The organism is Ensifer sp. 22460, from assembly GCF_052044935.1.
Classification (GTDB): Bacteria; Pseudomonadota; Alphaproteobacteria; order Rhizobiales; family Rhizobiaceae; genus Ensifer.
Window position 1 is genome coordinate 183,104 of record NZ_JBQENZ010000012.1, and the last position, 12,614, is coordinate 195,717.

Genomic DNA, 12,614 nt, shown 5'->3' on the forward strand with positions numbered 1-12,614 from the left:
CTTCGTCCTCGAGCCTCTGACCCCAATTGACCGCGTTGGCCGCCCTCTGGCGGGGCCGTCTCCTTCGGCCGCTGTCGTATGGGCGCTACTTCAGAAAGCCCGGGCCGGACCCGACAATCTTGTCGTCGACCTCACCGATCGCGCTCTTGTCCTTGCCGTCATAGTCGAGCGTGGAGAGGATGTGGCGGATGAGATTGAGGCGCGCGCGTCGCTTGTCGTTGCCGCGCACCACGGTCCAGGGTGCGTGTTCCGTGTGTGTTGCCTTCAGCATCTCGTTGCGCTTTGCCGTGTAGTCGTCCCACTTGTTGAGGGCGGCGATGTCCATCGGCGACAGCTTCCAGATCTTCAGCGGATCGTGGCAGCGATCGTGGAAGCGCTTGAGCTGCATCTCGCGGCCGATGTTGATCCAGAATTTGAAGAACTGGATATCCTCGTGCACGATCATTTTTTCGAAGCGAGGCGCCTGCTTCAGGAACTGCTTGTGCTGCTCGGGCGTGCAGAAGCCCATGACCGGCTCGACGCCTGCGCGGTTGTACCAGGAGCGGTCGAACAGCACGAATTCCCCAGCCGTCGGCATGGTCGCGACATAGCGCTGAAAATACCATTGCCCGCGCTCGGTCTCTGTCGGCTTCGTCAGCGCCACGATGCGCGCCCAGCGTGGGTTCAGGTTGCCCATGGTCGCATGGATCGCGCCGCCCTTGCCGGCGGCGTCGCGGCCCTCGAACAGCGCGATGATGCGTTTTCCGGTTTTCTGCTGCCAGAGCTGAACCTTGACGAGCTCGATCTGAAGCTTCTCCAGCGTCTCGAGATATTCTTCCTCGTCGAGCTTCTTCTTGTAGGGATAGTCATCGGACGAAAACGCTGCGTCGTCGATCCACTTCGGCAACTCGGGATTGTCGATGTCGAAGACGCGGCTCTTGCCGTCGATCTGCAGCTCCACTGCGCGGCTTTCCGCCTTTTCCGTCGTCTCCGCTAACGCCATATGCTCGCCCTTTCGGCTTGGCGCACGGGCCCGAAAACCGGCTTCGATCATCGGCAGGATCATGCGCGTTTTCAAACTTCTGCAGCTCCAAGCAGCGCCGAAAAGTCGCGGTGCTCAAGGCCCGATTTCCTTGGAGGAGGCCACAATTGCATTGCGGATTCAAGCCGGTCGTGAAAATCATGTCATGAAGGATCGCTATTCCTCGATCATTTTGGTCCGGGAGGAAGACAAAGTGATTCATGAGGATGTCGAGGTGGACGGTTCGAAAGCGTTCTGGCGGGACCTGGTGCCGCGGCTGAAGGCTGAGCGCTGGCTGCTGGGCCTCACCCTGCTTTTGGCGATCCTTGCGACCTTTGCCGGCATCCATTTCCTTATCGTGCTTCCCTTCTGGATCGTTCTGGTTGCGGCGCTGCTCAACCGCAGTGCGCCGGCCTCGGTGATCTTGAGCCCGGCCAAGGCTGTGGCCGTCGATGGCCCGACCAGCGATCCGCTGGTGCCGGCGCTGAATGCGCTCGACATGCCGGTGTTGGTCGTCGCCGCCGATGAGACGGTGGTTTTCCAGAACATCGCCGCGGAGAAAGCCTTCGGCACCATTCCGCCGAACACTTACCTGGCCGCCCGGGTGCGTTCGCCCGGTGTTCTCGACATGATCCGCGAGACGATGGCGACCGGCAAGGCCAACCAGATCGAGCATACCGAGCGGCTGCCGTCGGATGCCGTCTATGTCGTGCGCGTGGCACCCGCCGAAATCGGCGGCGAGGGGCGGACGCCCCGCATCTTCCTGATCACCTTTCGCGATATCTCGCAGGCGCGCCGCATCGACCGCATGCGGTCGGATTTCGTGGCCAATGCCAGCCATGAGCTGCGCACGCCGCTGGCATCGCTGCGCGGTTTCATCGAGACCCTCCAGGGCCCCGCGCGCAACGACTTGAAGGCGCAGGAAAAATTCTTCGGCATCATGCATGAGCAGGTGACGCGCATGAGCCGCCTCGTCGACGACCTCCTGTCGCTCTCGCGACTGGAGCTGCGCTCGCATATCGCGCCGGACGATCCGGTGGACCTTGCGCCCTTGCTCGGCCATGTCCGCGACAGCCTCCTGCCGCTGGCGAAGGACCTGAACGTCACGGTCTCTCTCGTGGTGCCGGACAAGCCCGTCATCGTACAGGGCGATCGCGACGAGCTCATCGAAGTCTTCGAGAACCTGATCGAGAATGCCTGCAAGTACGGCCAGGAGGGCAAGAAGGTCGACATAACCTTGCGTGGCGGCGAAGAAGGCACGCAGGCCGAGGTGATCGTGAAGGACTATGGGCCGGGCATCCCCGCCGAGCATGTCCCGCGCATTACCGAGCGTTTTTATCGGGTCAATGTCGAGGCGAGCCGCTCGAAAAAGGGCACTGGATTGGGCCTTGCCATCGTCAAGCACATCCTCACCCGGCACCGTGCCCGGCTGCTGATCCATTCTGAGATCGGCAAAGGTACGACTTTTACGGTCCGGTTCTGACATATTGGCGCGGGAAAACCCGGGACCGTTCATTTTCCCTTAGCATTTTCAATGACATGAGCTGTCATAAATGTTTCGTCAAACTGACATAAAAGGTGTGGCCATCGGCAGCTAACTAGGGGCAGCCGATAAGACGGCGAAGAGCGCTGCAACGCTTGGCGCACACCAACACAAGCCCATTCCGGGAGAACTTTTATGAAAGCTCTTAAACTCACTGTCGCGGCGCTGGTAGCGTCTGCCGCATTTGCCGGCGCAGCCGCCGCCCGTGACCAGGTTCAGGTCGCTGGCTCCTCGACCGTTCTTCCCTACGCCAAGATCGTAGCCGAGACGTTCGGCGAGACCTTCCCCGACTTCAAGACCCCGGTCGTTGAATCTGGCGGCTCCTCGGCCGGCCTGAAGGAATTCTGCAAGGGCGTCGGCCCGGACACCATCGACGTCGCGAACTCCTCGCGCAAGATCAAGGACAGCGAAGTCGAGGCCTGCAAGGCCGCTGGCGTGACCGAAATCCAGGAAGTCAAGATCGGCTATGACGGTATCGTCTTCGCGACCGACGCCGGCAATGCCGACCTCGCCCTGAAGCCGGAAGACCTCTACAAGGCTCTCGCTGCTGAAGTCGTCGTCGACGGCAAGCTCGTTGCCAACCCTTACAAGAAGTGGTCGGAAGTCAACTCCGCCCTTCCGGAAGTTGAAATCGCCGCCTTCATCCCGGGCGAAAAGCACGGCACCCGCGAAGTCTTCGAAGAGAAGATCCTGGCTGCAGGCTGCAAGAACGCCGGCGCCGTTGACGTCATCAAGGCTGCCGTTACCGATGAAAAGCAGCAGCACAGCAAGTGCGTCGCGGTCCGCAAGGACGGCATGGCTGTCGACATCGACGGCGACTACACCGAGACGCTCGCCCGTATCGCTGCCAACAAGAACGGCATCGGTGTCTTCGGCCTGTCCTTCTACGAAAACAACGCCGACAAGCTGAAGGTCGCGACCGTCAACGGCATCGTACCGTCGACCGAAACGATCGCTTCCGGCGAGTATCCGGTTTCCCGCCCGCTGTTCTTCTACGTCAAGAAGGCACACCTCGGCGTTATCCCGGGCCTCAAGGAATATGTTGAGTTCTTCATCAACGACCAGATGATCGGCCCGGACAGCCCGCTCGCCGAGTACGGCCTGGTTGCTGCTCCGGACGCCGAGCGCGAAGAAATCCGCAAGGCTTTCGCAGCCGGCAACATGCTCTGATAACGACAAGCCCCGGCGCGATATCCTTCGCGCCGGGGCATGCCTTCATTCGATTTGCCGGCGGCCCGTGACGGGCGATACCGGGGAGACGTGCGGATGAGTACCTCGCTCCTTCTTTTGCTAATTATTGTTATTGGTTTCATTGCCTATTTTGCCGGTCGCGCACGTTCGCTGGCGCAGGCTGGCGGCAAGCTCTCCAACCTTCATTCCTTGCCGGGCTATCACGGTAGCTACGTCGCTATCTGGGCGATGCTGCCGGCGGCGCTCGTTCTCGGCGCCTGGCTGATTACCGGTCCTATCTATATTGACGGGAGCACGCGCGCGGCCCTGCCGGACACCGTCCAGAACCAGGGGGCCGCCGCGGTTCAGCTCGCGCTCGGCCAGGTCAAGTCCGTTGCCGGTGGTCTGCTGCGCCTGAGCGGCGAGGAGGTCGCGGCACTCGAAAGCGGTGCCGCCAATCTCCGCTCGACGCTCGCGGCCAAGGGCGTCGCCCTGGCCGGCGAAGGCGAGCCCTACATGGTCACCGTCGCCCAGCATTTCAACGCGATGACCGCCGCCAACCGCTGGCTGATGACCGCGGCCGTACTGTTGATCGCGATTGCCGGCGGCATCTACGCCATCCGCAACATCGCTACCCGCTTCCGTGCACGCAACCAGGTCGAGCGGGTCATTCTCGGTTCGCTGATCGTCGCGTCTTCCATCGCCATCCTGACGACGGTCGGCATCGTCGCCTCGATGCTGTCGGAAGCCGGCCGCTTCTTCACCATGGTCTCGCCGTTCGAATTCTTCTTCGGCACGGTCTGGGATCCGCGCTTCGCTGCTGCCGGCAGCGGCGGCGCCTCCGGCCAGTTCGGGCTGATCCCGCTTCTCACCGGCACGCTCTACATCGCTTTCGTCGCCATGCTCTTTGCAGTGCCGATCGGCCTCTTCGCAGCCATCTACATGGCGGAGTATGCAAGCCCGCGCTTGCGTTCGACCGCAAAGCCGCTGCTCGAAGTGCTCGCCGGCATCCCGACCATCGTCTACGGTTTCTTCGCTCTCGTGACCGTTGGTCCGTTCCTGCGTGATATCTCGGCGCAGCTGAACGGCCTTGCCACCGGCAATTACCAGAACTTCATCCAGGCGCAGAGCGTGGTCACCGCAGGCATCGTCATGGGCATCATGCTGATCCCGTTCGTGTCGTCGCTTTCCGACGACATTATCACCCAGGTGCCGCGCGCGCTGCGTGACGGGTCGCTGGGCCTCGGCGCCACCCGTTCGGAAACGGTCAAGAAGGTCATTCTTCCGGCTGCACTTCCCGGCATTGTCGGCGCGCTGCTTCTGACCGCATCGCGTGCCGTCGGCGAAACGATGATCGTGGTGCTTGCAGCCGGTGTCGCGGCCCGCATGCAGATCAATCCCTTCGAGCCGATGACGACGGTGACCGTGAAGATCGTCAACCAGTTGACGGGCGACCTCGAGTTCACCTCGCCGCAGACGCTGGTGGCCTTCGCGCTGGGCATCACGCTCTTTGTCATCACGCTCGGCCTCAACATTTACGCGCTCTACATCGTGCGCAAATACCGGGAACAGTACGAATGACCGACATCGCTTCCCCGACCGTCCGGATCTCCGCCCGTCCTGAATCCGCAAAGCGCGATATCGGCATCAAGCGCCGCTATGCCGCCGAGCGCCGGTTCCGCGCCTACGGCATTGCGGCAATCAGCACCGGTCTCTTCTTCCTGGCGCTGCTGCTGTGGACCGTCATTTCCAACGGCTACACCGCGTTCCAGCAGACGACGATCACGCTGCCGATCGAATTCACCGAAAAGGTCATCGACCCCAACGGTGAGCGCACGACCGACAGCAAGGTACTGATGACCGCCAACTATCCGCTGCTGGTGCGTGATGCGCTCGTCAAGCAGCTCGGCATCGATGCGACCAAGCGGCCGCTGGTCAAGCAGGCGACCGACATGGTTTCTGCGAGCTCCCGTACGCTCTTGCGCGACATTGTCGTGGCGGATCCGTCCATCGTCGGCAAGACCATTCCGGTCACCCTTTTGGCCGAAGCCAACATCGACTCCGCCAACAAGGGGCAGATCGACCTCAAGGTCGAAGAGAGCAAGCGCAAGGTCAAGGACCAGCAGGTCACCTGGATGAACGAGCTCGCAAGCGCCGGCGTCCTGAAGAAGAGCTTCAACACCGGCATCTTCACCTTCGGCGCCTCCAGCCGTCCTGAAGCGGCGGGCGTCGGCGTTGCCGCCCTCGGCTCGTTCTACATGATGCTGATCGTGCTCCTGCTGTCGTTGCCGATCGGCGTTGCCGCCTCGATCTATCTCGAAGAGTTCGCTCCGAAGAACCGGCTCACCGACCTGATCGAGGTCAACATCAACAACCTCGCGGCCGTTCCGTCGATCGTCTACGGTCTGTTGGGTCTCGCCGTCTTCATCAACTTTGCCGGCATGCCGCGTTCGGCGGCCGTCGTCGGCGGTTTCGTGCTGACGCTGATGACCCTGCCGACGATCATCATCGCCACCCGCGCGGCCTTGAAGGCGGTTCCGCCGTCCATCCGTTCGGCGGCGCTCGGTCTCGGTGCCTCGAAGATGCAGACCATCTTCCACCACGTTCTGCCGCTGGCCATGCCGGGCATTCTGACCGGTACGATTATCGGTCTTGCCCACGCGCTTGGCGAAACCGCGCCGCTCCTGCTGATCGGCATGGTCGCCTTCGTCGTCGACTATCCCGGTTCGCCGATGGAGCCGTCGACAGCGCTGCCGGTGCAGATCTACATGTGGGCCAACGAGGCGGAACGCGCCTTCGTCGAGCGCACCTCCGGCGCGATCATCATTCTTCTCATCTTCCTCGTCGTCATGAACCTTGGCGCCATTCTGTTGCGACGTCGCTTTGAGCGCCGTTGGTAGTGAGGTAATTACTATGAACATCATGTCAGAAGCAGCGGTCGAGAAAGCCTTGGATCAGAAAATGAACACGGTTCCCTTCAAGATGATCGGCAAGGATGTGTCGGTCTACTACGGCGAGAAGCGTGCGCTTTTCGACGTCAACCTCAACATCCGCGAGAACACGGTAACGGCGCTGATCGGTCCGTCGGGCTGCGGCAAGTCGACCTTCCTGCGCACGCTGAACCGCATGAACGACACCATCGAGAACTGCCGTGTGACCGGCAAGATCACGCTCGATGAGGACGACATCTACGACCCGACCATTGACGTGGTCGAGCTGCGCGCCCGCGTCGGCATGGTCTTCCAGAAGCCGAACCCGTTCCCGAAGTCGATCTACGACAACGTCGCCTACGGTCCGCGCATCCACGGACTTGCCCGCACCAAGGCGGACTTTGACGATGTGGTCGAGACCAGCCTGCAGAAGGCAGGTTTGTGGAACGAGGTGAAGGACCGCCTGCAGGAGCCGGGCACCGGCCTCTCCGGTGGTCAGCAGCAGCGCCTTTGCATCGCACGCGCTGTTGCCGTCAGCCCGGAAGTCATCCTGATGGACGAGCCCTGCTCGGCACTCGACCCGATCGCGACCGCCAAGGTCGAGGAACTCATCCACGAACTGCGCACGAACTTCACGATCGTCATCGTGACCCACTCGATGCAGCAGGCCGCCCGCGTGTCGCAGCGCACCGCCATGTTCCACCTCGGCAATCTCGTCGAGGAGAACGACACCGACAAGATGTTCACCAATCCGGATGACCAGCGCACCCAGGATTACATCATGGGCCGCTTCGGCTGAGGCCAATCACGGCTGCAACAGTCACTGGAAAGCGCCTGTAAGGATCGACGATCATGTCCATGCATATCATGTCCGCCTATGACGAAGAACTGAAGTACCTGACGCGCCGCATCTCGGAAATGGGCGGTCTCGCCGAGCAGATGGTCGCCGAATCCGTCCGCGCCCTGGTCAATTCCGACCTGGCGCTGGCGCAAAAGGTAATCTCGGACGACACCGTTCTCGATGATGCCGAGCGCCAGATCGGCGAGAAGGCGATTGTCACGATCGCCAAGCGCCAGCCGGTCGCCGCCGACCTTCGCGAGATCATGGGGTCGATCCGCATCGCCTCCGACCTGGAGCGTGTCGGCGACCTCGGCAAGAACACTGCCAAGCGCGTGATCGCGGTTGCCGGTTCGGGCATCCCGCGCAAGCTCGCCCGCGGTCTCGAGCATCTCGCCGAACTCGCTCTGGTGCAGCTCAAGGAAGTGCTCGACGTCTATGCGTCGCGTTCGCCGGAAAAGGCCAACAGCATTCGCGAACGCGACGAGGAGATCGATGCGATCTACACCTCGCTGTTCCGCGAGTTGCTCACCTACATGATGGAAGATCCGCGCAATATCACGCCCTGCACGCATCTTCTGTTCTGCGCCAAGAACATCGAGCGTATCGGCGACCACGCGACCAACATCGCCGAGACGATCTATTACATGGCGACGGGTGCCCAGCCGGAAGGTGAGCGCCCGAAGGATGACAACACGTCGACGTTGGGCTCGGTCAACGACTAGAAGGTTGGAGCGGGATGCGGGGGGGACAACCGCATACACTTTTCCTCATCCCGCTCTGGCGTTAAACGCGCCGTTCGCAATGCGTGCCCCATGAATATCATCCGGTCGCGGCTTCGGTCGCGGCCCCGAATTCCTGCATCTGAAGCATGCGGCTTTTCGCACCGCCTTTGAAATTGGCGGGGGTGCTCCAGATTTAGAGTGTCTGAGTGCCGGCCGGTCCGCTGGACCCGCACGGCGCTCGCGGTAAGGAGACGTTACCTGATGTTGCCAAAAATCGCCGTGGTCGAAGACGAAGAGGCGCTGAGCGTCCTGCTGCGTTACAATCTGGAAGCTGAAGGCTTCGACGTCGATACGATCCTCAGGGGTGACGAGGCGGAGATCCGGCTACAGGAACGCCTGCCCGACCTTCTGATCCTCGACTGGATGTTGCCGGGCGTCTCCGGCATCGAGCTTTGCCGTAGGCTGCGCCAGCGCCCGGAGACGGAGCGGTTGCCGATCATCATGCTGACGGCGCGCGGCGAGGAAAGCGAGCGCGTTCGCGGTCTGGCGACCGGTGCCGACGACTATGTGGTCAAGCCCTTCTCCACGCCGGAGCTGATGGCCCGCGTCAAGGCGATGCTCCGCCGGGCGAAGCCCGAAGTTCTCTCGACGCTGCTGCGCTGCGGCGACATCGAGCTCGACCGGGAAACCCATCGCGTCCATCGCCGCAGCCGCGAAGTTCGCCTGGGGCCGACAGAGTTCCGCCTGCTGGAGTTCCTGATGTCCTCTCCGGGCCGTGTCTTCTCGCGCTCGCAGTTGCTGGACGGCGTCTGGGGCCACGACATCTATGTCGACGAGCGGACCGTCGACGTGCATGTCGGCCGCCTGCGCAAGGCGCTGAACTTCTCGACCATGCCTGATGTCATCCGCACCGTGCGCGGCGCCGGCTACTCGCTCGAAAGCTGAGAAGGGCAAACAAAAGTCAATAAAAAAGGGGCCGATCGGCCCCTTTCGTTTTGGTCCTGTGCGGATCCTTAGCGCATCCGACGGCGCTCGGCGGACGGCTGGTAGGCAAGCCGCGCATGGAAGCTGCAATAGGGCGAAGCTTCCGGGGAATCGTTGCCGCAGAAATGGAACTCTTCCTTCAGCGGGTCGCCGATCGGCCACTTGCAGGTGCGTTCGGTGAGCTGGGTCAGCTCGAGGCGGCGCGACATTGGCACGACCACGTCGGTCTGGATGCTGAAATCCTGCTCGGCAACGAGATCGACTTCGATCTCCTCCTTGAGAACGGTGGCGCCGGACGGACGGGCAACGGTGCGGGTCGAAACGCGCGAGGCGTAGTTCGGAGCGCGCGGCGCCGAGGTCGGCCGCTTCGGGCGGGTCGCCGCAGTGGTGCTGCCGCCGGCTTTGGCGCGGCCTGGAAGGCTCAGGCGATGAACCTTGCCGATGACAGCGTTACGGCTGACGCCGCCGAGCTGTGCCGCGATCTGGCTTGCGCTCAGGCCCTCGGACCAAAGCTTCTTCAGTTTCTCCACCCGCTCGTCAGTCCAGTTCATTTCTGCACTCTCCGTTCTCAGCGTTGGGGATGGCAGAATCCCTCACCGCACCCCGGTTGAATCCCGAGGTTGCAAACGCGATAACTCTTTTGGTGACTAGGTCCGCCGCATGCGTCTAGTAATTGAATGTTAACGTACTGACCGTCGGACTCCGTGGCAAGAGTCCCGGGATTCACGCCGAATCGATTTCGTAGTTTTCCCCAACTTGCTCGGCTGGCGTTGCATTTTTGCAAGCCCTTCCGGGCGATTTTTTCGCCGCCGGGAAACGGGCTTCTCTGTTGCACTGCAAGGCTTGGTTTTATTGACATTGCGGCGCGAAATAGGAATAGTGCCTGCGCCGCCGAAAGGCGGCATTTTTGATTTTTATCGGGCCGCATGAAGCAGCGGGACCGATGCCGACTGGAGTAAGGAGAGCCTCGCATGACTGCAACCACGCCGCTTTACGATACCTACATGCGCGCGCCGTTGCGTTTCGAGCGAGGAGAGGGCGTCTGGCTGATCGCCGAAGACGGCTCGCGCTATCTCGACTTCGCCGCCGGCGTTGCCGTGAACTCGCTCGGCCACGCGCATCCGCATCTCGTCGAGGCGCTGAAGGCGCAGGCCGAGAAGGTCTGGCACCTTTCCAACCTTTACGAAGTTCCCGGTCAGGAAAGTCTTGGACGCCGCTTGGCGGCCGTCACCTTTGCCGATCGGGTCTTCTTCACCAATTCCGGTGCGGAAGCGCTGGAATGCGCGATCAAGACGGCGCGGCGGTACCACTTCGCCAAAGGCCAGCCGGAGAAGTTTCACATCATCACCTTCGAGGGCGCGTTCCACGGTCGCACGATCGCGACGATCGCCGCCGGTGGTCAGCAAAAGTACATTGAAGGTTTCGGGCCAAAGGCCCCAGGGTTCTACCAGGTTCCGTTCGGCGACATCGCGGCCGTCAAGAATGCGATCACCGAGGAGACCGCCGCGATCCTGATCGAGCCGATCCAGGGCGAGGGCGGCATCCGTCCCGCGACCAAGGAATTCATGCAGGAACTGCGCGCCCTCTGCGACGAATTCGGCCTGCTCCTGATCCTCGACGAGGTTCAGACCGGCGTCGGCCGCACCGGCAAGCTTTTTGCCCATGAGTGGACGGGCATCCGCCCGGATATCATGGCCGTTGCCAAGGGCATCGGCGGCGGCTTCCCGCTCGGCGCTTGCCTGGCGACGGAAGAGGCGGCAGCCGGCATGGTGGCGGGCACGCATGGCTCGACCTATGGCGGCAATCCGCTGGCGATGGCCGTCGGCAACGCCGTGCTCGACGTCATCCTCGCTGATGGCTTCCTCGCCCATGTGCGCGACGTCGCGCTCGTCTTCCGCCAGGGTCTTGCTTCGCTGAAGGATCGCTATCCCGATATCATCGAAGATATCCGCGGCGATGGCCTGATGCTGGGCATCAAGGTAAAGGGCCCCTCGGCGGATCTCCTGAAGGAGATCCGCGCCGAGAAGCTCCTGGCCGTGCCGGCCGGCGACAACGTGTTGCGCCTGCTGCCGCCGTTGACGGTGACGGCGGAGGAAGCACGCGAGGGCCTCGCACGCATCGAGCGCGCCGCCGAAGCAGTGCGGAAGGCAAGTGGTAACGCTGCGGCCTGACCGATAGGGCCAAGACTGACCCAGGATGGTAGAATGACCTTCGTGCGTTCACGCCGCTGCGTGGCGCACATAGGTTCGATTTTTTGAGGAACCGAGTACGATGGCAGGCACCAGACACTTTCTCGATCTTTCGGCCATGACGGCCGCCGATCTTCGGACGATCATCGATGATGCCCGCGTCCGAAAGGCGACGACCAAGGCCGGAACCGCCGAGAAGCCGCTCGCCGGCAAGATGCTGGCGATGATCTTCGAAAAGCCGTCCACCCGCACCCGCGTGTCCTTCGATGTCGGCATGCGCCAGCTCGGCGGCGAAACCCTGTTCCTTTCGGGCACGGAGATGCAGCTCGGTCGCGCCGAGACCATCGGCGATACGGCAAAGGTCCTGTCGCGCTATGTCGATGCGATCATGATCCGCACCACCGACCATCGCCGCCTGCTGGAATTGGCAGAACACGCGACGGTCCCTGTCATCAACGGCCTGACCGACGACACCCATCCCTGCCAGATTATGGCCGACATCATGACCTTCGAGGAGCATCGCGGACCGGTGAAGGGCAAGACGATCGCCTGGACCGGCGACGGCAACAACGTGCTGCACTCGCTGATCGAAGGCTCCGCCCGCTTCGGCTATCGCATGAACATGGCCGTGCCGCTCGGCTCCGAGCCGCAGGACAAGATCCTGAACTGGGCCCGCAACAACGGCGGCGAGATCCTGCTGTGTCACGATGCCGAGCAGGCGGTCGCCAACGCCAATTGCGTTGTCACCGACACCTGGGTGTCGATGAACCAGGAGCATCGTGCCCGCGGCCACAACGTCTTCCAGCCCTATCAGGTCAACGAGGCGCTGATGAAGCAAGCGGCATCCGATGCGCTGTTCATGCATTGCCTGCCGGCGCACCGTGGCGAGGAGGTGACCGACGAGGTGATCGACGGTCCGCAGTCGGTGGTCTTCGACGAGGCCGAAAACCGCCTGCATGCGCAGAAGTCGATCATCGCCTGGTGCATGGGGCTCGTCTAGGCCCTTGCGAGCGCCGCGGTGAGCGCGATGGCGCAGCGCTTCGGCGGCTGTGAGGCCGGCTATTGACATTGCCGCCGTGCGACACGATCTAGGCGGCTGCAGGGCGCTCCTGGCAACAGTGAAGCGCCGACTGCCACGGGTGGTGCGCGGCGCAATGGCTGATGGCACATATCCGGTGGACAATCCGTTTATCGCGGGATCGATTGAGACAGCGGGCACGTTGCGCCGGGGGACA

At 62.3% G+C, this 12,614-nt stretch carries 11 protein-coding genes; 9 read left to right on the forward strand and 2 right to left on the reverse strand.

The window, feature by feature from the left end:
- Nucleotides 1-85: 85 nt before the first annotated feature.
- Complete coding sequence (gene ppk2 / locus ACTJKM_RS17170; RefSeq protein ID WP_058329129.1) at nucleotides 86-982, reverse strand: polyphosphate kinase 2; 897 nt, start codon at nucleotides 980-982, stop codon at nucleotides 86-88.
- A 232-nt stretch (nucleotides 983-1,214) separates the two neighbouring features.
- Here ppk2 and phoR point away from each other — a divergent pair, with 232 nt between their 5' ends.
- The 7 genes from phoR (at nucleotide 1,215) to phoB (ending at nucleotide 9,151) form a co-directional block, all read left to right on the forward strand.
- Nucleotides 1,215-2,483: a phosphate regulon sensor histidine kinase PhoR gene (gene phoR, locus ACTJKM_RS17175; protein ID WP_057248261.1), complete on the forward strand. Its 1,269-nt coding sequence runs from the start codon at nucleotides 1,215-1,217 to the stop codon at nucleotides 2,481-2,483.
- Nucleotides 2,484-2,678: 195 nt separating this feature from the next.
- Entirely contained in the window at nucleotides 2,679-3,713 is a 1,035-nt protein-coding gene (locus ACTJKM_RS17180) for a substrate-binding domain-containing protein (protein ID WP_057248097.1), read from the forward strand.
- A gap of 96 nt (nucleotides 3,714-3,809) precedes the next feature.
- Nucleotides 3,810-5,294, forward strand: a complete 1,485-nt coding sequence (pstC, locus tag ACTJKM_RS17185) for a phosphate ABC transporter permease subunit PstC (protein WP_058329054.1) — start codon at nucleotides 3,810-3,812, stop codon at nucleotides 5,292-5,294.
- On the forward strand, nucleotides 5,291-6,613 hold the full coding sequence (pstA, locus tag ACTJKM_RS17190) for a phosphate ABC transporter permease PstA (protein WP_058329053.1): 1,323 nt from the start codon (nucleotides 5,291-5,293) through the stop codon (nucleotides 6,611-6,613). The genes pstC and pstA overlap by 4 nt, the downstream gene beginning before the upstream one ends.
- 13 nt (nucleotides 6,614-6,626) lie before the next feature.
- The gene (gene pstB, locus ACTJKM_RS17195) at nucleotides 6,627-7,442 is read left to right on the forward strand and encodes a phosphate ABC transporter ATP-binding protein PstB (protein WP_058329052.1); all 816 of its coding nucleotides are present in this window, start codon (nucleotides 6,627-6,629) and stop codon (nucleotides 7,440-7,442) included.
- A gap of 50 nt (nucleotides 7,443-7,492) precedes the next feature.
- Nucleotides 7,493-8,206 (forward strand): phosphate signaling complex protein PhoU, encoded by a 714-nt coding sequence (phoU, locus tag ACTJKM_RS17200; protein ID WP_093231848.1) that lies wholly within the window; start codon nucleotides 7,493-7,495, stop codon nucleotides 8,204-8,206.
- 261 nt (nucleotides 8,207-8,467) lie between these two features.
- Complete coding sequence (gene phoB / locus ACTJKM_RS17205; protein WP_057248102.1) at nucleotides 8,468-9,151, forward strand: phosphate regulon transcriptional regulator PhoB; 684 nt, start codon at nucleotides 8,468-8,470, stop codon at nucleotides 9,149-9,151.
- A 68-nt stretch (nucleotides 9,152-9,219) separates the two neighbouring features.
- Here the strand turns inward: phoB and ACTJKM_RS17210 are convergent, their stop codons facing one another.
- The gene (locus tag ACTJKM_RS17210; RefSeq protein ID WP_058329051.1) at nucleotides 9,220-9,741 is read right to left on the reverse strand and encodes a GcrA family cell cycle regulator; all 522 of its coding nucleotides are present in this window, start codon (nucleotides 9,739-9,741) and stop codon (nucleotides 9,220-9,222) included.
- Between the two features lie 420 nt (nucleotides 9,742-10,161).
- On the opposite strand from ACTJKM_RS17210, the gene ACTJKM_RS17215 reads away from it, so the two are divergent.
- Together ACTJKM_RS17215 and argF are read left to right on the forward strand one after the other, a co-directional pair.
- The gene (locus tag ACTJKM_RS17215; RefSeq protein ID WP_058329050.1) at nucleotides 10,162-11,361 is read left to right on the forward strand and encodes an aspartate aminotransferase family protein; all 1,200 of its coding nucleotides are present in this window, start codon (nucleotides 10,162-10,164) and stop codon (nucleotides 11,359-11,361) included.
- Nucleotides 11,362-11,461: 100 nt separating this feature from the next.
- Nucleotides 11,462-12,379 (forward strand): ornithine carbamoyltransferase, encoded by a 918-nt coding sequence (argF, locus tag ACTJKM_RS17220; RefSeq protein WP_057248105.1) that lies wholly within the window; start codon nucleotides 11,462-11,464, stop codon nucleotides 12,377-12,379.
- Nucleotides 12,380-12,614: the final 235 nt, after the last annotated feature.

What these genes read in the sequence shown, in the direction of transcription:
- ppk2 (WP_058329129.1), bottom strand. Translation starts at nt 982, where the DNA reads ATGGCGTTAGCGGAGACGACGGAAAAGGCGGAAAGCCGCGCAGTGGAG.
- ACTJKM_RS17180 (WP_057248097.1), top strand. Translation starts at nt 2,679, where the DNA reads ATGAAAGCTCTTAAACTCACTGTCGCGGCGCTGGTAGCGTCTGCCGCA.
- pstC (WP_058329054.1), top strand. Translation starts at nt 3,810, where the DNA reads ATGAGTACCTCGCTCCTTCTTTTGCTAATTATTGTTATTGGTTTCATT.
- pstA (WP_058329053.1), top strand. Translation starts at nt 5,291, where the DNA reads ATGACCGACATCGCTTCCCCGACCGTCCGGATCTCCGCCCGTCCTGAA.
- pstB (WP_058329052.1), top strand. Translation starts at nt 6,627, where the DNA reads ATGAACATCATGTCAGAAGCAGCGGTCGAGAAAGCCTTGGATCAGAAA.
- phoB (WP_057248102.1), top strand. Translation starts at nt 8,468, where the DNA reads ATGTTGCCAAAAATCGCCGTGGTCGAAGACGAAGAGGCGCTGAGCGTC.
- ACTJKM_RS17210 (WP_058329051.1), bottom strand. Translation starts at nt 9,741, where the DNA reads ATGAACTGGACTGACGAGCGGGTGGAGAAACTGAAGAAGCTTTGGTCC.
- ACTJKM_RS17215 (WP_058329050.1), top strand. Translation starts at nt 10,162, where the DNA reads ATGACTGCAACCACGCCGCTTTACGATACCTACATGCGCGCGCCGTTG.
- argF (WP_057248105.1), top strand. Translation starts at nt 11,462, where the DNA reads ATGGCAGGCACCAGACACTTTCTCGATCTTTCGGCCATGACGGCCGCC.